The following is a 21,579-nucleotide window of genomic DNA, read 5'->3' as shown; positions in this document are numbered from 1 at the left end:
CAATAGGTATCGGGTGTCGATCTGAGATCTTTCCCTGAAATTTTCGCGAACACCCGAGCGGCCGGCTGCCCGTGATGGCCGTCACGTAGATTCCTACAACTCAACGCGCGTAGAAATTTTGTGCGGGTAGTCTGAAGGAACCTGCTCAGCACCACACCACCGGGAGTGCCAGTGGCACGCGTCGTAGTCGACGTCATGCTCAAGCCGGAGATCCTCGACCCCCAGGGCCAGGCGGTCCAGCGCGCACTGCCGCGACTGGGTTTCGAAGGCATCTCCGACGTACGTCAGGGAAAGCGATTCGAACTGGAAGTTGAGGGTCCGGTCGACGAGGCCGCGCTGGCCCGCATCCACGATCTTGCGGAATCCTTCCTCGCCAACACCGTGATCGAGGACTTCACCGTGAAGATCGAGGAAGTCGCGGAGGCCGTGAAGTGACCGCTCGTATTGGCGTCGTCACTTTCCCCGGCAGCCTCGACGACCGGGACACCCAGCGCGCGATCCGCCTCGCGGGTGCCGAACCGGTCGCCCTGTGGCACAAGGACAAGGACCTCCACCAGGTCGACGCGGTCGTGCTCCCCGGTGGTTTCTCCTACGGCGACTATCTGCGGGCCGGCGCCATCTCCCGCTTCTCGCCCGTGATGGAGACGGTCATCGAGCAGGCCAAGGCGGGTCTCCCGGTCCTCGGCATCTGCAACGGCTTCCAGATCCTCACCGAGGCCCACCTGCTTCCCGGCGGGATGCTCGGCAACGACCACCTCCACTTCATCTGCCGCGACCAGAAGCTGCGGGTGGAGAACGCGGACACCGCCTGGACCGTCGACTACGAGTCCGGCCAGGAGATCCACATCCCGCTGAAGAACATGGACGGCCGGTACGTCGCCGACGAGTACACGCTGGACAAGCTGGAGGCGGAGGGCCGGGTCGCGTTCCGCTACGTCGACTTCAACCCCAACGGCTCGCTCCGTGACATCGCCGGCATCACCAACGAGGCCGGCAACGTCGTAGGCCTCATGCCGCACCCCGAGCACGCCACCGAGCCGCTGATCGGGACGGGCCGCACCGACGGTCTCCCCTTCTTCACCTCGATCCTCAAGAAGCTGGTCAACGCATGAGCCGGACGCCTCTGGACACGGTCGAGCACGCGGCCGCGACCCCCGACGTCGAGCTGCCCTGGGCCGAACTGGGCCTGAAGAAGGACGAGTACGAGCGGGTCGTGGAGATCCTCGGCCGCCGGCCCACCGGTGCCGAGCTCGCCATGTACTCGGTCATGTGGTCCGAGCACTGCTCGTACAAGTCGTCGAAGGTGCACCTGCGCCAGTTCGGCGAGAAGGCGCCCCAGTCGGACGCGCTTCTCGTCGGCATCGGTGAGAACGCCGGCGTCGTGGACGTCGGCCAGGGCTACGCGGTCACCTTCAAGGTCGAGTCGCACAACCACCCCTCCTATGTCGAGCCCTACCAGGGTGCGGCCACCGGAGTGGGCGGCATCGTGCGCGACATCATCGCGATGGGTGCCAGGCCGGTAGCCGTCGTGGACCCGCTGCGTTTCGGCGCCGCTGACCACCCCGACACCAAGCGCGTGCTGCCGGGTGTCGTCGCCGGCATCGGCGGCTACGGCAACTGCCTGGGCCTGCCGAACATCGGCGGCGAGGTCGTCTTCGACGCCTGCTACCAGGGCAACCCGCTGGTCAACGCCGGTGCCATCGGTGTCATGCGGCACGAGGACATCCACCTCGCGAAGGCGTCCGGCGCGGGCAACAAGGTCATCCTCTACGGGGCTCGCACGGGCGGCGACGGCATCGGCGGCGCCTCGATCCTCGCCTCCGAGACCTTCGACGACGCCAAGCCGTCGAAGCGTCCGGCCGTCCAGGTCGGCGACCCCTTCCAGGAGAAGCTCCTCATCGAGTGCACCCTGGAGGCCTTCAAGGAGAAGCTGGTCGTCGGCATCCAGGACCTCGGCGCGGCCGGTCTGTCCTGCGCCACCTCCGAGCTCGCCTCCAACGGCTCCGGCGGCATGCGCGTCACCCTTGACGACGTACCGCTGCGCGACTCGACGCTCTCGCCCGAGGAAATCCTCATGAGCGAGTCGCAGGAACGCATGTGCGCGGTCGTGGAGCCGGAGAAGGTCGACCGGTTCCTGGAGATCTGCGACAAGTGGGACGTCATCGCCACCGTCATCGGTGAGGTCACCGACGGCGACCGCCTGGAGATCTACTGGCACGGCGGCAAGATCGTCGACGTCGACCCGCGCACGGTCGCGCACGACGGCCCGGTCTACGAGCGCCCCTACGCGCGCCCGTCCTGGCAGGACGAGCTCCAGGCCGACGACGCCAACAAGCTGCCCCGGCCCGGGACTTCGGAAGAGCTCAGGCAGCAGGTCCTCCAGCTGGTCAGCTCTCCCAACCAGGCCTCCAAGAAGTGGATCACCTCGCAGTACGACCACTTCGTGCAGGGCAACACGGTCCTCGCCCAGCCCGAGGACTCCGGCATGATCCGCATCGACGAGGAGACCGGCCTCGGCGTCGCCATCGCGACCGACGGCAACGGCCGGTACGCCAAGCTGGACCCGTACGCGGGCGCCCAGCTGGCCCTCTCGGAGGCGTACCGCAATGTCGCCACCACGGGTGCCAAGCCGCTCGCGGTGTCGGACTGCCTGAACTTCGGCTCGCCCGAGGACCCGGCCGTCATGTGGCAGTTCGCGGAGGCCATCCGCGGTCTCGCCGACGCCTGCCAGCAGCTCGGCACCCCGGTGACCGGCGGCAACGTCTCGCTCTACAACCAGACGGGCGAGGCGGCCATCCACCCGACCCCGGTCGTGGCCGTGCTCGGCGTCATCGACGACGTGGCCCGCCGCACCCCGGTCGCCTTCCAGGAGGAGGGCCAGCTGCTGTACCTCCTCGGTGACACCCGCGAGGAGTTCGGCGGCTCGGCCTGGTCCCAGGTCGTCCACGACCACCTCGGCGGCCTGCCGCCCAAGGTCGACCTGGAGCGCGAGCGCCTGCTGGCCGAGATCCTGATCTCCGCCTCCCGCGACGGCATGATCGACTCCGCGCACGACCTCTCCGACGGCGGCCTGATCCAGGCGGTCGTGGAGTCGGCGCTGCTCGGCGGCAAGGGCGCGCGTCTGGTCGTACCGGACGGGCTCGACGCGTTCACGTTCCTGTTCTCCGAGTCGGCGGGCCGTGCCGTGGTGGCGGTCCCGCGCTCCGAGGAGCTCCGCTTCAACGACATGTGCGGCGCCCGGGGCCTGCCCGTCACCCGCATCGGTGTCGTGGACGGCGACTCGGTCGAGCTCCAGGGCGAGTTCGAGTTGTCGCTGGAGGAACTGCGGACGGCTCACGAGGAGACGATCCCGGCGCTGCTCAAGTAGCCGGCAGTCGTACGACCGTGAAGGCCCCGCCCGTCGTCCTGACGGGCGGGGCCTTCGTCACGGGGACGCGGGACTAGGCTCACCGTCATGCCCACGGCCAGGAAGCGCGCCCGTACGTACGACCCCGTCAAGATCCGCAAGGCCGTGCAGGCCCAGTTCGGAAACGTACGAGAGGCCGTACGCGCGCTGACCCCGGAGCAGTTGGCGCTGCCCACGCGGCTGGGGGAGTGGACCGTACGCGAGCTGGTCGCGCACATCGGGATGGCGGTCACGGCCGTCCACCGGAGCCTGGACCGGCCCGCCCCGGCCCGGCAGGACGCCACGGTCCTGGACTGGCCCTTCGCCACCGCCGCGAGCTCCGCGGCCATCGCCGAGTTCACCCGGGACCTCGCCGAGCGGCACCCGGACCTCGACGCCTACCTCGGCGAGATCGAGCGGACCCTGGCCGAGCTGCTGGACGCACACCCCGGTACGCGCCTCCTGGAGACGAACGCCGGCGCGATGCCCCTGGCCGACTACCTGGTCACCCGGACCGTCGAACTCGTCGTCCACACCGACGACCTGAACGCCGCCGTCCCCGGCCTGGACATCCCGTACGACCGTCAGGCCCTGGCCGCCTGCACCCGGCTCCTCGCCGACGCCCTCGCCGTGAAGGCGCCCGGCGGGTCGACCGAGGTGCGGGTGCCGCCGTACGCCGTGGTGCAGTGCGTCGAGGGGCCCAGGCACACCCGCGGCATCCCGCCGAACGTCGTCGAGACCGACCCGCTGACCTGGCTCCGGCTCGCCACCGGTCGACTGACCTGGACGGACGCGCTCGGCGAGGCCAAGGTCAGTGCGAGCGGGGAGCGGGCGGATCTGGGCGGGCTGCTTCCGTTGATGGAGTGAACCCTTCACGGGTCCCGTGCGTCCAAGGTGCATGAAGCGGACGACACGTGTGAAATGCGCCGCCCTGGCCGCCGCGGGCACCACGCTGCTGGCCGCCTGCGGCTCGGAAGCCGGCACCGGGAGCGACTCGGTCACCGACGGCGCGAAGGTCACCGGGGCCGGTGCCCTCACGGACGTCGAGTGGCTGCCGCAGAAGGTGACCGTCAACGGCAAGGAGTACGTGCTGCCGAAGAACGCCGAGGACGCCCACATCACCTTCGAGTCCGGCACCAGCGACCCGGACGTCGGGGGCGGCGATTCCGGCGGCTCGGTCGGCTGCAACAGCATCGGTGCCGACGCCGAGATCGACGGCGACACCGTGCGGATCACCGACCTGGTCCAGACGCTGATCGGCTGCCCCGACCCGATCGGGGATTTCGAGACCCGGTTCACCAGCGTCTTCGAGGGCACCCACAAGGCCAGGATCTCCGAACGCGACGGCACCAGGACCCTCACCCTGACCCGCGCCGACGGCGACAGCATCACCTTCCGGGAGAAGACGGCCCCGCCGCTCAAAGGCACCCGCTGGGCGATCGGCCCGCGGGCACATCTCACCCTCACCGCGAACAACACCGTCACCGGCAGTCTCGGCTGCAACACCTTCCGCGGCACAGCCGTCGTCAAGGACGGCACCATCGACTTCGGGCCCCTGGCGACCACACGCATGATGTGTGCGGGCCCGGTGATGAAGACCGAGCGGGAACTCGCCGGAATCCTCTCCGGCAAGGTGTCCTACCAGCAGGAACGGGATTCTCTGAAGATCACGAACCCGTCCGGCGGGAGCGTTACGGCCCGAGCGGAGTAAGAAAGCCCACTCTCCACGAATTCGGACCAGTGGTCGATCTCGCCTACACTCGGAGCCGTGCCACGTGGTGACGGTCGACTCAATCATGATCTGCTCCCCGGTGAGAAGGGCCCCCAGGACGCCTGCGGCGTCTTCGGAGTCTGGGCTCCCGGTGAAGAGGTCGCCAAGCTCACTTACTTCGGGCTCTACGCCCTCCAGCATCGGGGCCAGGAATCCGCGGGTATCGCGGTCAGCAACGGCTCCCAGATCCTCGTCTTCAAGGACATGGGCCTTGTCTCCCAGGTCTTCGACGAGACCTCGCTCGGTTCGCTCCAGGGTCACATCGCGGTCGGTCACGCCCGCTACTCGACCACCGGCGCCTCCGTGTGGGAGAACGCCCAGCCGACGTTCCGCGCCACCGCGCACGGTTCGATCGCGCTCGGCCACAACGGCAACCTGGTCAACACGGCGCAGCTCGCCGAGATGGTCGCCGACCTCCCGAAGAAGGAGGGCGGCCGCACCCCGCGCGTCGCGGCCACCAACGACACCGACCTCCTGACGGCCCTGCTCGCAGCGCAGGAGGACGAGGACGGCAAGCCGCTGACCATCGAGGAGGCGGCCCACTCCGTCCTCCCGAAGGTGCGGGGCGCGTTCTCGCTCGTCTTCATGGACGAGCACACCCTCTACGCGGCCCGCGACCCGCAGGGCATCCGCCCGCTGGTCCTCGGCCGCCTGGAGCGCGGCTGGGTCGTCGCCTCCGAGTCCGCGGCCCTCGACATCTGCGGTGCCAGCTACGTCCGCGAGATCGAGCCGGGCGAGTTCGTCGCCATCGACGAGAACGGTCTGCGCACCTCCCGATTCGCGGAAGCGAAGCCCAAGGGCTGTGTCTTCGAGTACGTCTATCTGGCGCGCCCCGACACCGACATCGCCGGCCGGAACGTCTACCTCTCCCGCGTGGAGATGGGCCGCAAGCTCGCCAAGGAAGCGCCGGTCGACGCCGATCTGGTCATAGCGACCCCGGAGTCGGGCACCCCGGCCGCGATCGGCTACGCGGAGGCGTCCGGCATCCCCTTCGGTGCCGGTCTGGTGAAGAACGCCTATGTCGGCCGTACGTTCATCCAGCCCTCGCAGACCATTCGCCAGCTCGGCATCCGCCTGAAGCTGAACCCGCTCAAGGAAGTCATCAAGGGCAAGCGGCTGGTCGTCGTCGACGACTCGATCGTGCGCGGCAACACCCAGCGCGCCCTGGTCCGCATGCTCCGCGAGGCGGGCGCCGCCGAGGTCCACATCCGGATCTCCTCGCCGCCCGTGAAGTGGCCCTGCTTCTTCGGCATCGACTTCGCTACCCGCGCGGAGCTCATCGCCAACGGCATGACGATCGACGAGATCGGCACCAGCCTGGGCGCCGACTCGCTGGCCTACATCTCCATCGACGGCATGATCGAGGCGACCACCATCGCCAAGCCGAACCTCTGCCGCGCCTGCTTCGACGGCGAGTACCCGATGGAGCTCCCGGACCCCGAGCTGCTCGGCAAGCAGCTCCTGGAGACAGAGCTGGCCGCCGGGCCCGCCGCCACGGCCGCCGCCGACGCGATCCGTCGCCCGTAGCCGGCCCGTCCCACCTGCAGTACGACACGAAGGTTCTCACCACCCATGTCTGAGACAACTGGTGCCAGCTACGCAGCCGCGGGCGTCGACATCGAGGCGGGCGACCGCGCCGTAGAACTCATGAAGGAGTGGGTGAAGAAGACCCAGCGCCCCGAGGTCCTCGGCGGCCTCGGCGGTTTCGCCGGACTCTTCGACGCCTCCGCCCTCAAGCGCTACGAGCGCCCCCTGCTCGCCTCCGCCACCGACGGGGTGGGCACCAAGGTCGACATCGCGCGCCAGTTGGGCGTCTACGACACCATCGGCCACGACCTGGTCGCGATGGTCATGGACGACATCGTGGTGTGCGGGGCCGAGCCGCTGTTCATGACCGACTACATCTGTGTCGGCAAGGTCCACCCCGAGCGGGTCGCCGCGATCGTCAAGGGCATCGCCGAGGGCTGTGTGCTCGCCGGCTGCGCCCTGGTGGGCGGCGAGACGGCCGAACACCCCGGTCTGCTGGGCCCGGACGACTTCGACGTCGCGGGCGCCGGTACGGGCGTCGTGGAGGCCGACCGGCTGCTGGGCGCGGATCGCATCCGTAAGGGTGACGCGGTGATCGCCATGGCCGCCTCGGGTCTTCACTCGAACGGGTACTCGCTTGTCCGGCATGTGCTCCTGAACGAGGCGGGGCTCTCCCTGGACGCCCGGATCGACGAGCTGGGCCGCACCCTCGGCGAAGAGCTCCTGGAGCCGACCAAGATCTACTCGCTGGACTGCCTGGCCCTGATCAGCACGGCCGAGGTGCATGCCTTCTCGCACGTCACCGGAGGCGGCCTGGCCGCCAACCTGGCCCGTGTGATCCCCGACGACCTGCACGCGATCGTCGACCGCACCACCTGGACCCCGGACCCGATCTTCGACCTCGTCGGCAGGACGGGTCAGGTCGAGCGCCTGGAGCTGGAGAAGACCCTGAACATGGGCGTCGGCATGATCGCGATCGTCCCCGAGGAGTCGGCGGACGTGGCGCTGGCGACCCTGGCCGACCGCGGGGTCGAGTCCTGGATCGCGGGCGAGATCACCGACCGGGACGACAAGGAGACCGGCGCCGAGCTGGTGGGCGACTACAGCGCCTGACAGGCAGCGCAAAACCCGGTCCGGTGGTGTGGACCACTCGGACCGGGTCAAGCACAGCTAGAGCGTCAAGCGCCGCGGCGGTGTTGGGACGACGGACCGGACTCGTCGTCCTCGTCCTCGTCGTCGTTGTAGAGATCCGCGTACTGGGCGTACGGGTCGTCTTCGTCGTCGTCGTCCTCGAACGGCTCGCCATTCGGCGGCTGGCTCGAAGTCGAAGCGCCCAGCTCATTGGCCAGACGCGACAGATCAGTCCCGCCGCTGCTGTACTTCAGCTGGCGGGCGACCTTCGTCTGCTTGGCCTTTGCCCGGCCGCGCCCCATGGCTCGACCCCCTCGGATACGGGGCTCGGTGGCCCCAGAGTCTTGACACGCGTTCATGATCTGGAACGGACTCTCCACAGAGAGTCCGGTCCGTAGGGCTTCCACGGTACCTGAGCCCACGCCCATACGGTACGTCGCCCGCAGCACGGGCCCGGCACCGGCACCCGCGGGGAGCCCCGTCCCCGCTGGTCAACCGCGATTTTAACCACTTCTTCGCGGCCGACCCGCCGACGAACGTGAGAGTTCTCTCTAAGTGTGCGCCGACGGGTACCGGTCAAACGTCAGCGGGCCCCGTTCATGACCGCGTTCAGGAACGCGTCAGGGCCGCCTCGTGCATCCGCTGCTCGGCGATCCGGTCGGCCGCGGCGGCCGGCGGAATCCCGTCTTCCTTCGCACGTGCGAAGATGGCGAGCGTGGTGTCGTAGATCTTCGCCGCCTTGGCCTTGCACCGCTCGAAGTCGAACCCGTGCAGTTCGTCGGCGACCTGGATGACCCCGCCGGCGTTCACGACGTAGTCCGGCGCGTAGAGGATCCCGCGGTCCGCGAGGTCCTTCTCGACGCCCGGGTGCTCGAGCTGGTTGTTGGCGGCGCCGCAGACGATCCGTGCGGTCAGCGCCGGCACGGTGGCGTCGTTCAGGGCACCGCCGAGCGCGCAGGGGGCGTAGATGTCGAGGCCCTCGGCGCGGATCAGGGTCGCGGTGTCGGCGACGGCCGTCACACCCGTCGGGTGGGCGGCGAGGACCCGCCCCACGGCCTCCTCGCGGACGTCCGTGATCACGACCTCGGCGCCCTCGTCGCGCAGGTGCGCGACCAGGTGGTGCCCGACCTTGCCGACGCCCGCGACGCCGACCTTGCGCCCGCGCAGGGACGGGTCGCCCCACAGGTGCGCGGCGCTGGCCCGCATGCCCTGGTAGACGCCGAAGGCGGTCAGGACGGAGGAGTCGCCGGCGCCGCCGTTCTCGGGGGAGCGGCCGGTCGTCCAGCGGCACTCCCGCGCGACGACGTCCATGTCGGCGACGTAGGTGCCGACGTCGCAGGCGGTGACGTACCGGCCGCCGAGGGAGGCGACGAAGCGGCCGTAGGCGAGGAGCAGTTCCTCGCTCTTGTCGCGCTCCGGGTCCCCGATGATCACGGCCTTGCCACCGCCGTGGTCGAGTCCGGCCATGGCGTTCTTGTACGACATCCCGCGCGCGAGGTTCAGGGCGTCGGCGACGGCCTCCGCCTCGGTGGCGTACGGGTAGAAGCGGGTCCCGCCGAGTGCGGGGCCCAGCGCGGTGGAGTGGAGGGCGATGACGGCCTTGAGGCCGCTCCTGCGGTCCTGGCAGAGCACGACCTGCTCGTGGCCGCCCTGGTCCGAGTGGAACAGGGTGTGCAGCACATCGGCAGCGGCGCCGTTTACGTCGGTCACTGTGGTGACTCCTGGGTAAGTCGCGGCGATCGGTGCAGGCTTCCCGTACGGGTGGCGGGGGCCTGTGAGCACGAGATTAGAGCGTGTGACGCCCCGAGACCGTGCAGTGCTCAGGATCACCTTCCCGTGACGTGCGGGCGTGCGACGATTTGCATAGTTTTCCCGCGCGTTTGTGTGCGGGTTTCGCAGGTTTTCCCGGCAGGCGGCGGGGGAGAGAGCAGGCGTGCCCAAGGTGTCCTCGGTGATCGTCCCGTACGCGACCTATCTGCGCGTGTACGAACCGCTGGCCGCCTTCCCCGAACCGGAGCGCACCCACTGGGCCCGCTACGCCCGCCGCCGGGAGCGCCCGTCGTACCAGGACGAACTGCGTCGCTCGCTGGCCGACCTGCTGCCCACCCCGCCGGTCCCGGTACCGGTGCACGAGAGCAGCGACGCGTTCGTGCTGGATGTGGACGGCGTGGTGTGCGTGTGCCCCTGGCGCACCCGGCTGCGCGGCTGGCTGGCGATGGAGGAGCTCGGCGAGGAGCTGCCGGGCCCGGTCCTGGACGCCGTGCTGCCCGAGGTCGTACGCCGGCAGACGTCCCAGGACTACGAGCGCTGGCTGGCCCGGAACCCGGACGCCAGGCCCTGGATCCGTACGGCGACCTGGCAGGTGCCGCTGCACTGGTTCGTGCTGGTGGGCGACGAGGAGCGGCGTTTCGACAAGGGGTCCGGGGAGGTCCCGCCGATGCTGCGCTACCGCACGCCCATGGTGCAGGCCCGGCGGCGGGTGGCGCGGGCGCTGCGGGCCCTGAAGGACGGCGTCGACGAGGGGCCGCTCATCGACGGCCTGATCGACGTGGGGCGCTGGCTGGAGGAGTTCCACCCGCGCTCGCTGGTCGAGCTGGACTACGGCGGGCTGGTGCACGTCCTGCCGCCGGGCGAGCTGGAGGACGACCACTCGGCGGCCGACGTGGCCGAGGGCATCGAGGCGCTGAGGCTCGGTGACGGGGTGGCCGCGGGCGAGGCCTACGGGCGGCTCGTGGAGCGCTGGCGGGCGGTCAGGGACCGGCGCTCGGCGAACTGACGTTTGACGTGACGCCCTTTTTGGGGTTTCGTCCTCGCTCAAGGTGTCACGAGGTTTCGCTGATGTCCCATCAACTAGGGGCAAGCGTGACGGACCGCACGTATCCGGCTCTTGCGTCTCTTACCCCTCCTCATGCCAAAATAGGACAAGGGGCCCGGGGGAGGTTCCGCTTTGGGGGGTCTGGTGACTCCTGAGCGCCTCTGTGACTGATCGTCACAGAGGCGTGACTGTCCGCTATGGCATGGTCCATCGGCTTCCGTCGCCGATGAACACCTGGGGGGCAATTCCATCGGTTTGGCCGACGAGGCTGGACGGATGGTGTAGTTGTAGTGCCGAGGACAAGCCGTTCGTCCTATAACCGACTCGACCCGCATCCGCCATTTCGGGCAACGCGGGTCAAGGTGCAGAATTTAGAGGAAAGAACCGAGAAGGTTCGGTTCTCCCGAGGAGGCCGCTCATGACCGCTCGCACCCCTGATGCCGAGCCGCTGCTGACCCCGGCTGAGGTCGCCACGATGTTCCGCGTGGACCCGAAGACGGTCACGCGGTGGGCGAAGGCCGGCAAGCTCACGTCGATCCGTACGCTCGGCGGACACCGCCGTTACCGCGAGGCTGAGGTCCGCGCTCTGCTCGCGGGTATTCCGCAGCAGCGCAGCGAGGCCTGAACAACTCAATAACCGGACAAACCGGCTGGTCCCCCAACTGGTCGCGGCGTCCGAACCCTGGCTCCAAGCGACGCGGGTCCTGCCCCAACAGGGCCCATTCTCAACCCCGTCGTCGATCGCGCTGGACTCCGCCGAGTCCAGCGCGATCTTTTTTGTGCGTGCGCAGGGGTGGGGCGGAGCCGCTGTGAGTGGGCTTGTCGGAGTCTGGGGAGGGGTGTCGGATCTCCTGCGGAGCGGGCCCTGGGACAGGTCGGATCAGTAGTGCAATTGCACATATTAAATTGACCTGTTGTAGGGGAGGGGTAAGTTCCACCGTTTTGAAAACTCATGCGGTGACTCCCGTCACATGCCAGAGTCCTTGTTGCCCTTGGGACTTGTGCGCTAGAGGGGCGACGCGGTCCCGTCCTCCGTCGGCTGCTCCACCGGTTCCTCCGGGGGGTCGGTCGCTCGGGGCGCGGAATCCATCGCCAGGCGCAGGAGGCGGTGGCAGATCGGGCAGTGCCGGGTCAGATGCCGATACGACGACGCGGCCGACAGGTGTGCGCGGAGCAGGGCCCGCGTCTCGTGCCTGACCGATGCCGCCATATGCCACCTCCGGGCTCCGTCGGGAACGGGGGCCTGGTTTCTGGGTACCGGGGCTTTGAGGCGCCGTCAAGATGGCGTGGGGCTCCGCGGGGGCGCCGTGGCATCGCTGAACGCCCGTCCTGCCTCACCCGGCGCTGCCGTGACCGCCCTGGGGGCTGCCGCCCCCAGCCCCCCGTTTCGGCCCTGAAGGGGCCTCGTCCTCAAACGCCGGACGGGCTGGGATGCCTGGGCCCGCGTACATGACGAAGAAGGCCCGCCTCCCGTTGCCGGGATGCGGGCCTCACTTCCTACTGCGGTCCTGACGGGATTTGAACCCGCGGCCTCCACCTTGACAGGGTGGCGAGCACTCCAAACTGCTCCACAGGACCAGGTTTCGCGGCGCTTACTGGTGCGTTGCGCTGCGAGAAGGACTGTACAGGAGCAGGGACGTCCTGGTCGAACTCACCCTGTGTGAAGGTGTCGTCACGGAGCCAGCGTGTCGATCGTCTTCACGATCCGCTTGTCCGAGATCGGGTACGCCGTGCCCAACGCGTGGGCGAAATAGCTGACCCGGAGCTCCTCGATCATCCAGCGGACGTCCAGGACCTGCTGCGGCACGGGCCGCCCCTGCGGGAGCTGCTCCAGGAGCCAGGCGTACTCGTCCTGCATCTCGTGGACCTTCTCCATACGGGTCGTGTCCCGCTGGGCGTTCGCCGGCATCTGCTGGAGCCGCCGGTCCGCCGCCACCAGGTAGCGCATGAGGTCGGGCAGGCGCCGCAACCCCGTCTCCGTGACGAAGCCGGGCTTCACGAGGGCGTCCAACTGCTTCCGCACGTCCGCCAGGTTCGCCAGCAGCGCCGGGCTCCGTACGGCCTTCAGACGGCGCTCACAGGCCTGCCAGGCGGCGAGCACCTGCTGCACCTGGCCGACCGTGCGGACCGTGGTGTCGACGATCTCCGAACGCACCTTGTCGTACAGCTTCCGGTACGACTCCTCGTCCCACGCAGGCCCCCCGAAGTCCCCGATCAGCTTGTCCGCCGCCGCGGTCGCGCAGTCGTCGAACAGGGCCTGGATGGAGCCGTGCGGGTTCGCCGACAGGGCCAGCTTCTGGGGGTTCGTCAGCTTCTCGGACGCGAACTTCGCCGGGTTCACCGGGATGTTGCGCACGATGAGCCGCCGGGTGCCCTTCCACATCGCCTCGGCCTGCTCGGCCTCGGTGTCGAAGAGGCGTACGGAGACGGTGTCGCCGTCGTCCACCAGCGCCGGGTACGCCTTCACCGGCTGGCCCGCCCGACGGGTCTCGAAGACCCGGGTGAGGGAGCCGATCGTCCAGTCCGTCAGGCCCTTGCGCTCCAGGGACTCGCCGCCCTCGCGGGACGCGGTCGCGGCGGCCGCCTGGGAGAGCGCCTGGCGCGCCTTCGGCCTCAGCTGGAGCCGCAGTGCCTCCAGGTCCTTGGCCTCCGCCAGTTTCCGCCGCCGCTCGTCCACGATCCGGAAGGTGATGCGGAGGTGGTCGGGGATCCGGGACTGGTCGAAGTCCTCCGCGTCGAAGGGCACGCCGACCATGCGCTTCAGCTCGCGGGCCATGGTGACCGTGAGGGGCTCCTGCAACGGCACCGCCGTGTCCAGGAACCGTTTGGCGAAGTTCGGCGCCGGCACGTAGTTGCGGCGGATCGGCTTGGGGAGGGAACGGATCAGCTCCGTCACCAACTCCTCCCGCAGGCCCGGGATCTGCCAGTCGAAGCCCTCGTCCTTGACCTGGTTGAGGACCTGGAGCGGGATGTGGACCGTCACACCGTCCGCGTCCGCGCCCGGCTCGAACTGGTACGTCACCCGGAACTTCAGCGGGCCCTGCCGCCACGAGTCGGGATAGTCGGCCTTGGTGACCGCCTCCGCCGACTCCCGGATGAGCATCTCCCGCTCGAAGTCGAGGAATTCGGGTTCCTCGTGCCGCTTGCGCTTCCACCAGGAGTCGAAGTGGGCGCCGGAGACGACGTGTTCGGGCACCCGCTGGTCGTAGAAGTCGAAGAGGGTGTCGTCGTCGACCACGATGTCCCGGCGCCGGGCCCGGTGTTCGAGCTCCTCGACCTCGCTCAGCAGCTTGCGGTTGTCGGCGAAGAACTTGTGGTGCGTGCGCCAGTCACCCTCGACCAGGGCGTTGCGGATGAAAAGCTCGCGGGACGACTCCGGGTCGATCCGGCCGTAGTTCACCTTCCGCTGGGCGACGATCGGCACGCCGTACAGCGTGACCTTCTCGTACGCCATCACCGCGGCCTGGTCCTTCTCCCAGTGCGGTTCGGAGTACGTCCGCTTGAGCAGGTGCTCGGCGAGCGGCTCGACCCACTCGGGCTCGATCTTCGCGTTGACCCGGGCCCACAGGCGCGAGGTCTCCACCAGCTCCGCCGACATGACGAACCGCGGCTGCTTCTTGAAGAGGGACGAGCCGGGGAAGATCGCGAACTTGGCGTTGCGGGCGCCCAGGTACTCGTTCTTGTTGCCGTCCTTCACGTCCTTCATCCCGATGTGGGAGAGAAGGCCGGCGAGGAGGGAGACATGGACGGACTGGTCGGCCGCGTCCTCCTCGTTGAGGTGGATGCCCATCTGCTTGGCGACCGTGCGCAGTTGGGTGTAGATGTCCTGCCATTCGCGGATGCGCAGGAAGTTCAGGTACTCCTGCTTGCACATCCGGCGGAAGGACGACGAGCCCCGCTCCTTCTGCTGCTCGCGGACGTACCGCCACAGGTTCAGGTACGCCAGGAAGTCGCTGGTCTCGTCCTTGAAGCGGGCGTGCTGCTGGTCGGCCTGGGTCTGCTTGTCGGCCGGGCGCTCGCGCGGGTCCTGGATGGACAGCGCGGCGGCTATGACCATGACCTCGCGGACACAGCCGTTCTTGTCGGCCTCCAGGACCATGCGCGCCAGGCGCGGGTCGACGGGCAGCTGGGCGAGCTTGCGGCCGGTCTGGGTCAGCCGCTTGCGTACGTCCTTCTCGGAGGGGTCCAACGCGCCCAGTTCCTGGAGGAGTTGGACGCCGTCGCGGATGTTGCGGTGGTCCGGCGGGTCGATGAAGGGGAACTTCTCGATGTCGCCGAGGCCGGCCGCGGTCATCTGGAGGATGACGGAGGCGAGGTTGGTCCGCAGGATCTCCGCGTCCGTGAACTCCGGGCGGGCCTCGAAGTCCTCCTCGCTGTAGAGGCGGATGCAGATGCCGTCGGAGGTACGGCCGCAGCGGCCCTTGCGCTGGTTGGCGCTGGCCTGCGAGATCGCTTCGATGGGCAGCCGCTGGACCTTGGTGCGGTGGCTGTAGCGGGAGATACGGGCGAAGCCGGGGTCGATGACGTACTTGATGCCCGGGACGGTGAGGGAGGTCTCGGCCACGTTGGTCGCCAGAACGATCCTGCGCCCGGTGTGCTGTTGGAACACGCGGTGCTGCTCGGCGTGCGAGAGACGGGCGTAGAGGGGGAGCACTTCTGTGAAGCGGTAGTTCTTCTTCACCAGCGCGTCCGCGGTGTCCCGGATCTCCCGCTCGCCCGAGAGGAAGACGAGGATGTCGCCCTTGCCCTCGCCCTGGAGCTCCTCGACCGCATCGCAGATCGCGGTGATCTGGTCGCGGTCGGAGTCCTCCGAGTCCTCCTCCAGCAGGGGCCGGTAGCGGACCTCCACGGGATAGGTACGGCCGCTGACCTCGACGATCGGGGCGTCCCCGAAGTGCCGGGAGAAGCGCTCGGGGTCGATGGTCGCGGAGGTGATGACGACCTTGAGGTCGGGGCGCTTCGGCAGCAGCTGGGCCAGGTAGCCGAGCAGGAAGTCGATGTTGAGGGACCGCTCGTGGGCCTCGTCGATGATGATCGTGTCGTAGGCGCGCAGCTCGCGGTCGGTCTGGATCTCGGCGAGCAGGATGCCGTCCGTCATCAGCTTCACGAAGGTCGCGTCCTGGTTCACCTGGTCGGTGAACCGCACCTTCCAGCCGACGGCCTCGCCGAGCGGGGTGTCCAGCTCCTCGGCGACCCGCTCGGCGACCGTGCGGGCGGCGATCCGGCGGGGCTGGGTGTGTCCGATCATGCCCTTGACGCCCCGGCCGAGCTCCAGGCAGATCTTCGGGATCTGGGTCGTCTTGCCGGAGCCGGTCTCACCGGCCACGATCACGACCTGGTGATCACGGATGGCGGCCGCGATCTCGTCCTTCTTCTGGCTGACCGGGAGCTGCTCGGGATACGACACCGAGGGCACGCGGGCGCGTCGTGCGCCCATCCGCTCCTCGCCCTTGCCGACCTCCGCCTCGATCTCGGCCAGCACGGCGGTGCGCGCCTCCGGCTTGCGGATCCGGCGCGCGCCTTCGAGCCTGCGCCCGAGCCGTTGCGCGTCACGCAGGGTCAGCTCGGTCAGGCGGGCGGCGAGATCCCCGAAGGTGGGGGCGCCGGGGGCGGGGGCAGGATGCGTAGACATACGCGATCCAGGATCTCATCCCCGGGAAATTACTGGCGAACGGTTTTGTCCCGGGGCGGCGGAGCCCCGCGATCAGGGAGTGCGCGCGGCCGGGGGCGCGGCCACCGGGGGTGCGGTCACGGGGGGTGCGGCCACCGGAGGCGCGGCCACCGGGGTGCGGTCCCGGCCGTCGCCGAGGGCGATGGAGCGCGCGGTGTTGGAGATCGCCTTGATGCCCAGGTAGGCGGTGGTCATGCTGCTGACCGCGGTGAACGCGGCGGTGAGGACGCCGACGATCACCGCCTTGTCGCCGTCCAGTCGCCAGACCCCGACGACCGCCACCCCGGCGATCGCCAGATTGCTCGCCAGCACCGCGAACAGCCCGTATCTCGCCCGGGCCAGCTCCAGACCGTCGTCCTGACTCATCGTCCCCACCCCTGTCCACGACAGATACAACAAGACCCCGATCCGGAGATCGGGGTCTGTGCTGTGGCTGGGGCCGGGGTCGAACCGGCGACCTACCGCTTTTCAGGCGGTCGCTCGTACCAACTGAGCTACCCAGCCGAGAGGCTTCCGGGGAAACCTCAGCGGTCCTGACGGGATTTGAACCCGCGGCCTCCACCTTGACAGGGTGGCGAGCACTCCAAACTGCTCCACAGGACCAAGCGTTGTGCACGAACAGTGTCGCACACGGTTTTGCGTGCCCCCAACGGGATTCGAACCCGTGCTACCGCCTTGAAAGGGCGGCGTCCTAGGCCGCTAGACGATGAGGGCTATCGGCCCGCCTGGGCGCTTCTCAGCGCGTCGGGGACGTGAGAAGCATATGGGATGCCGGGAGGTATCGCCAAAACGGTTTACGGGCTGCCCGTGGGCGAGACCGAGGGCGAGGCCGACGGCGAACCGGTGGACGACGTGGTCGGTGACGGCTTCGCTCCCGGCTGGTTGTCCTGCGGGAGGTGCCGGCTGACCTCCGCCGTCGTGAGGCCCAGGCCGCCGAGTCTGATCTCGTCCCAGGCCTGGAGGCGGCGGGTGTCGCGGTCCAGGTAGAGGATCGAGGCCTCGATGGGGTCGGGGTACTTGCCCTCGACGGCCCGCAGGCCGCTGCCGCCCGTGGAGCCCTCGACGCGCAGCCGGGTGCCCTTCTTCAGGACCTCCATCTCCTGGTGGTGGAGGTGGCCGGACAGGATCATCGGCACCTCGCCGTCGACCTCGCGGGCGGCCGAGGGCTCATGGGCGATCGCGAGGTCGACCGGGGTCCCGGCGGCCCGCTGTGCGCGCAGGGCCGCGGCCAGGCGGGCGCCCGCCGCCTCCTCGGACTCGTCGGCGCCCGGGTTCGTGGAGCGGTCGGGGGTGAACTGGGGGTCGCCCATGCCGGCGAACCGCAGCCCGGCGACGGTCTCGGCCTTGCCGTTGTCGAGGACGTGGACCCGCTTGAGGCCCTCCATGTAGCGCTGGGTGGTCAGGGAGTCGTGGTTGCCGCGGACCCAGACGTACGGCGCCCCGAGGTCCGGGATCGGGTCGAGGAAGCCGTTCTCCGCCGCCGTACCGTGATCCATGGTGTCGCCGGAGTCGACGATCACATTGACCTTGTACTGCTCCACCAGCGAGGCGATGATCTTCCAGCTCGCCGGGTTCAGATGGATGTCGGAGACGTGCAGGACCCGGATGGTGGTGGGGTCCGGCTGGTAGGCGGGGAGGGTGGACGTGACGTCGTAGAGCTTCGTCACGTTGGTGACCAGGCGGGCCAACTCCTTCTGGTAGACGTCGAATTCGGTGACGATGTTGCGCGCGTTGCCGACCAGGGACGGGGCCGAGGAGAGCAGGCCCGAGAACTTCGGCTCCAGGACCGATTCGGGGTTCCAGGTGGCGTACGCGGTGCCGCCGGAGGCCGCCAGGAGGGTGAGGGCGAGGCCGCCGGCGGCGAGGGCGCGGCGCGGGCGCCGGTAGACGGCGAGGCCGAGGGCGGTGGCGCCCGCGACCACGGCGACGCAGGAGCGGACCGCGAGATCGAGGGTGCCGTGCTCGACGTCCGACGCGACCTCGTCCTGGAGGCCGGAGAGTCGCTCGGGGTGGTCCACGAGGGCCTGGGAGCGTTCCGGGTCGAGCTGGTCGACGTTGACGTCCAGGCGGACCGGCGCGTGGTGGCTGTCCAGCTCGAGGGCGCCCAGCGGGGACACGTTGATCTTCGTGCCGCCGGTCAGGGAGGGGCGCAGGGTCATCGTCGTGTTCATGGGCCCGACCGGCACCCGCACGTTGCCGACGATCAGCAGGCCGAGCCAGGCACCCAGAAGGACCACGGCGACGAGACCGAGGGCTCGGGTCCAGGGATGAGCCGGATGGACGAGTTCGACGGACGGGTGGGAGCGGCGACCGGCGTAGTGCCGGGTGAGGGCGTGCGGTGCCTTCCTTACGGCGGACAGGATCTTCCGGGCGGCGGCGGGGACGCGGGCCATTGGTCCCGTATGCCCAAGTCCGCGCGCGGATATGCGGGCGCGCTCCGCACTCTCGTACGGCGGGGTCGTACCGGAGAATGGGCATGTGCTGGAGATGACGCGCGAGGAGTTCGAGGAACTGGTCGCCGAGGCGCTGGACCGGATTCCGCCGGAGTTGACGCGGCTGATGGACAACGTCGCGGTGTTCGTCGAGGACGAACCGCCGGCGGACGATCCCGAGCTGCTCGGCCTGTACGAGGGCACTCCGCTGACGGACCGCGGCGAGTGGTACGCGGGGGTGCTGCCGGACCGCATCACGATCTACCGGGGGCCGACGCTCAGGATGTGCGCGACGCGGGACGAGGTGGTCGCGGAGACCGAGGTGACGGTGGTGCACGAGATCGCCCACCACTTCGGGATCGACGACGCGCGGCTGCACGCACTCGGGTACGGATAAGCGGTTCGCGTGTCCTCTTGTGGGCGGCGGGAGTTGGACAGGTTGACTCTCTGACGACCGCCCTCGGAGGTGGCTGCTCGTGCGCCCCTTGTACGTACCCGTCCGTCTGGCCGCCACGGTCATGGCCGTCGCCGCCGCAGCGGGCTGCATGAGCGTGGGCGGGGACGACGGAGACGGCGGTGCCAAGCCGTCGCACTCCGCCGGTGAGCGGGGCGGTGCCGGGCCCGACGGGGGCTCGGCGGGCTCCGGTGGTTCCGTGGGACTCGGCAGGGCGGCCGCGGACGGCAAGCACGGGAAGAAAAAGGGGAAGCACGGCGAGGAGTCGGCGTCCCCGTCGGCGTCCGCCTCGGCGAGCGCGTCCGCCTCCGCGGGGGCGCGGCCGGGGAAGTCGGCCAGGCCGGCGCCCTCGGCGACGCACGACGACCCGCCCCCCACGCACACGCCCGATCCGGAGCCGCCCGCGTCGAGCGAGCCGCCCGCATCGCCCACCCCGTCGCCGCCGCCCGCGGAGCCGTCGTCGTCCGCGCCGCCGGAGACGGCACCGCAGCTGAGCCAGCGCGAACCGGCGCCCACGGCGGGTGCGCCGGTGTGACGCGGCGGCCGCCTACGTGACCTGCACTACACCGGCAGCCTTTGGTTTGCCTCGGGGGGTGGGGGGTGCGTATGGTGGTAGATCGTTTGATCCCATTGCCCGGCGCCATTGCAGAGAGCGCCGTGTGGCGCGTTCTCTCCCTTGCCGTGGCTGACCGCATAGAGGCGGTCGTATTGCGAATCACGGAGTTGACGGGCGCGTGCCGACGAGACTCCGGAAGGTTTCGCTTACGCATGTCCATTTCCAGTACTGATCACGCCGTCATGCCCGAGAACGAGGGCACCGAAGGCGCTCCCGAGGTCACCTTCGCGGACCTCGGTCTCCCCGAGGGCGTGGTGCGCAAGCTCGCCCAGAACGGCGTGACCACCCCCTTCCCGATCCAGGCCGCGACCATCCCGGACGCCCTGGCCGGCAAGGACATCCTCGGCCGTGGCCGCACCGGCTCCGGCAAGACCCTCTCCTTCGGTCTGCCGACGATGGCCCGCCTCTCCGGCGGCCGCACCGAGAAGCACAAGCCCCGCGCCGTCATCCTCACCCCGACCCGTGAGCTCGCGATGCAGGTCGCGGACGCCCTCCAGCCGTACGGCGACGTGCTCGGCCTCAAGATGAAGGTCGTCTGCGGCGGTACGTCGATGGGCAACCAGATCTACGCCCTGGAGCGCGGCGTCGACATCCTCGTCGCCACCCCGGGCCGGCTGCGCGACATCATCAACCGCGGCGCCTGCTCCCTGGAGAACGTCGAGGTCGCCGTCCTCGACGAGGCCGACCAGATGTCCGACCTGGGCTTCCTGCCCGAGGTCACCGAGCTGCTCGACCAGATCCCGGCCGGCGGCCAGCGGATGCTGTTCTCGGCCACGATGGAGAACGAGATCTCCACCCTGGTCAAGCGCTACCTGAGCAACCCGGTCACGCACGAGGTCGACAGCGCCCAGGGCAACGTCACGACGATGTCCCACCACATCCTGATCGTGAAGCCCAAGGACAAGGCGCCGGTCACCGCGGCCATCGCCTCCCGCAAGGGCCGCACCATCATCTTCGTCCGCACCCAGCTGGGCGCCGACCGCATCGCCGAGCAGCTGCGCGAGGCGGGCGTGAAGGCCGACGCGCTGCACGGCGGCATGACCCAGGGCGCGCGCACCCGCACGCTGGCCGACTTCAAGGACGGCTACGTCAACGCGCTCGTCGCCACCGACGTCGCCGCCCGCGGCATCCACGTCGACGGCATCGACCTGGTCCTGAACGTGGACCCGGCCGGCGACCACAAGGACTACCTGCACCGCGCGGGCCGTACCGCTCGCGCCGGCCGCACCGGCACCGTCGTCTCCCTCTCCCTCCCGCACCAGCGCCGGCAGATCTTCCGGCTCATGGAGGACGCGGGCGTCGACGCCGGCCGTCACATCATCAACTCCGGTACGGCCTTCGAGCCCGAGGTCGCCGAGATCACCGGCGCCCGCTCGATGACCGAGGTCCAGTCCGAGTCCGCGGCCAACGCGGCTCAGCAGGCCGAGCGCGAGGTCGCCCAGCTCACCAAGGAGCTGGAGCGGGCCCAGCGCCGCGCGACCGAGCTGCGCGAGGAGGCCGACCGCCTCGTCGCGCGTGCCGCCCGCGAGCGCGGTGAGGACCCGGAGACCGCGGTCGCCGCGGCCGCCGAGGCCGTCGTGGCCCAGGAGGCGGAGGCCCGCGCCGAGGCCGCCGTCGCCGAGCAGCCCGCCGAGCGTCCCGCGTACGAGCAGCCGCGTCAGCGCCGTGACGAGCGGGGCAACTACGAGCGTCGGGACGACCGTGGTGGTCGTTCGTTCGAGCGTCGTGACGACCGCGGTGGCTTCAACCGTGACCGTCGGGACAACGACCGTGGTGG

At 69.5% G+C, this 21,579-nt stretch carries 18 protein-coding genes and 4 tRNA genes; 12 read left to right on the top strand and 10 right to left on the bottom strand.

Annotation, left to right across the window (positions count from 1 at the left end; all coding sequences use genetic code 11):
- The first annotated feature begins 171 nt into the window (after positions 1-171).
- From purS to purM, 7 genes are all read left to right on the top strand, one after another.
- Entirely contained in the window at positions 172-435 is a 264-nt protein-coding gene (gene purS / locus H295_RS0103490) for a phosphoribosylformylglycinamidine synthase subunit PurS (RefSeq protein ID WP_020133955.1), read from the top strand.
- Positions 432-1,112 (top strand): phosphoribosylformylglycinamidine synthase subunit PurQ, encoded by a 681-nt coding sequence (gene purQ, locus H295_RS0103485; RefSeq protein ID WP_020133954.1) that lies wholly within the window; start codon positions 432-434, stop codon positions 1,110-1,112. Before purS ends, purQ begins: the two co-directional genes overlap by 4 nt.
- Positions 1,109-3,367, top strand: a complete 2,259-nt coding sequence (gene purL / locus H295_RS42720; protein ID WP_020133953.1) for a phosphoribosylformylglycinamidine synthase subunit PurL — start codon at positions 1,109-1,111, stop codon at positions 3,365-3,367. The genes purQ and purL overlap by 4 nt, the downstream gene beginning before the upstream one ends.
- A gap of 87 nt (positions 3,368-3,454) precedes the next feature.
- Complete coding sequence (locus tag H295_RS0103475; protein WP_020133952.1) at positions 3,455-4,252, top strand: maleylpyruvate isomerase family mycothiol-dependent enzyme; 798 nt, start codon at positions 3,455-3,457, stop codon at positions 4,250-4,252.
- Between the two features lie 31 nt (positions 4,253-4,283).
- Positions 4,284-5,096, top strand: coding sequence for an META domain-containing protein (locus H295_RS0103470; protein ID WP_020133951.1), 813 nt, complete (start codon positions 4,284-4,286; stop codon positions 5,094-5,096).
- 57 nt (positions 5,097-5,153) lie between these two features.
- Positions 5,154-6,683 (top strand): amidophosphoribosyltransferase, encoded by a 1,530-nt coding sequence (purF, locus tag H295_RS0103465; RefSeq protein ID WP_020133950.1) that lies wholly within the window; start codon positions 5,154-5,156, stop codon positions 6,681-6,683.
- Positions 6,684-6,728: 45 nt separating this feature from the next.
- A complete protein-coding gene (purM, locus tag H295_RS0103460; RefSeq protein WP_028809006.1) occupies positions 6,729-7,796 on the top strand; it encodes a phosphoribosylformylglycinamidine cyclo-ligase in 1,068 nt (355 codons plus the stop codon).
- A gap of 65 nt (positions 7,797-7,861) precedes the next feature.
- On the opposite strand, the gene H295_RS0103455 is transcribed toward purM, so the two are convergent.
- Together H295_RS0103455 and H295_RS0103450 are read right to left on the bottom strand one after the other, a co-directional pair.
- Positions 7,862-8,116: a DUF3073 domain-containing protein gene (locus H295_RS0103455; protein ID WP_020133948.1), complete on the bottom strand. Its 255-nt coding sequence runs from the start codon at positions 8,114-8,116 to the stop codon at positions 7,862-7,864.
- A gap of 307 nt (positions 8,117-8,423) precedes the next feature.
- Positions 8,424-9,524, bottom strand: a complete 1,101-nt coding sequence (locus tag H295_RS0103450; protein WP_020133947.1) for a Leu/Phe/Val dehydrogenase — start codon at positions 9,522-9,524, stop codon at positions 8,424-8,426.
- 223 nt (positions 9,525-9,747) lie between these two features.
- On the opposite strand from H295_RS0103450, the gene H295_RS0103445 reads away from it, so the two are divergent.
- Positions 9,748-10,590, top strand: a complete 843-nt coding sequence (locus tag H295_RS0103445) for a hypothetical protein (RefSeq protein WP_020133946.1) — start codon at positions 9,748-9,750, stop codon at positions 10,588-10,590.
- A 457-nt stretch (positions 10,591-11,047) separates the two neighbouring features.
- Entirely contained in the window at positions 11,048-11,254 is a 207-nt protein-coding gene (gene bldC, locus H295_RS0103440; RefSeq protein ID WP_003949541.1) for a developmental transcriptional regulator BldC, read from the top strand.
- Positions 11,255-11,635: 381 nt separating this feature from the next.
- Here bldC and H295_RS47775 read toward each other — a convergent pair whose 3' ends face one another.
- The 8 genes from H295_RS47775 to H295_RS0103400 all read right to left on the bottom strand — a co-directional run bounded on the left by H295_RS47775 (position 11,636) and on the right by H295_RS0103400 (position 18,693).
- Positions 11,636-11,839 carry a DUF6274 family protein gene (locus tag H295_RS47775; RefSeq protein ID WP_020133945.1) on the bottom strand — a complete coding sequence of 68 codons (204 nt, stop codon included), beginning with the start codon at positions 11,837-11,839 and terminating at the stop codon, positions 11,636-11,638.
- A gap of 293 nt (positions 11,840-12,132) precedes the next feature.
- Positions 12,133-12,207, bottom strand: a tRNA-Asp gene (locus H295_RS0103430).
- Positions 12,208-12,301: 94 nt separating this feature from the next.
- On the bottom strand, positions 12,302-16,261 hold the full coding sequence (hrpA, locus tag H295_RS0103425) for an ATP-dependent RNA helicase HrpA (RefSeq protein ID WP_020133944.1): 3,960 nt from the start codon (positions 16,259-16,261) through the stop codon (positions 12,302-12,304).
- Positions 16,262-16,333: 72 nt separating this feature from the next.
- Positions 16,334-16,666, bottom strand: a complete 333-nt coding sequence (locus tag H295_RS0103420) for a hypothetical protein (protein WP_020133943.1) — start codon at positions 16,664-16,666, stop codon at positions 16,334-16,336.
- Positions 16,667-16,730: 64 nt separating this feature from the next.
- A tRNA-Phe gene (locus tag H295_RS0103415) sits at positions 16,731-16,804 on the bottom strand.
- 24 nt (positions 16,805-16,828) lie between these two features.
- A tRNA-Asp gene (locus H295_RS0103410) sits at positions 16,829-16,903 on the bottom strand.
- Between the two features lie 38 nt (positions 16,904-16,941).
- Positions 16,942-17,014 (bottom strand) — tRNA-Glu (locus H295_RS0103405).
- Positions 17,015-17,094: 80 nt separating this feature from the next.
- Entirely contained in the window at positions 17,095-18,693 is a 1,599-nt protein-coding gene (locus H295_RS0103400) for a metallophosphoesterase family protein (protein ID WP_020133942.1), read from the bottom strand.
- A gap of 85 nt (positions 18,694-18,778) precedes the next feature.
- On the opposite strand from H295_RS0103400, the gene H295_RS0103395 reads away from it, so the two are divergent.
- The 3 genes from H295_RS0103395 to H295_RS0103385 form a co-directional block, all read left to right on the top strand.
- A complete protein-coding gene (locus tag H295_RS0103395; RefSeq protein WP_020133941.1) occupies positions 18,779-19,129 on the top strand; it encodes a metallopeptidase family protein in 351 nt (116 codons plus the stop codon).
- 79 nt (positions 19,130-19,208) lie between these two features.
- The gene (locus tag H295_RS0103390; RefSeq protein ID WP_020133940.1) at positions 19,209-19,721 is read left to right on the top strand and encodes a hypothetical protein; all 513 of its coding nucleotides are present in this window, start codon (positions 19,209-19,211) and stop codon (positions 19,719-19,721) included.
- 233 nt (positions 19,722-19,954) lie between these two features.
- Positions 19,955-21,579: DEAD/DEAH box helicase (locus tag H295_RS0103385; protein ID WP_043217084.1), on the top strand; the 1,625-nt coding region annotated here is incomplete at its 3' end.

It is taken from the genome of Streptomyces sp. 351MFTsu5.1 (assembly GCF_000383655.1).
Classification (GTDB): Bacteria; Actinomycetota; Actinomycetes; order Streptomycetales; family Streptomycetaceae; genus Streptomyces; species Streptomyces griseorubiginosus.
This window is presented reverse-complemented; position numbering and strand designations above follow the sequence as displayed.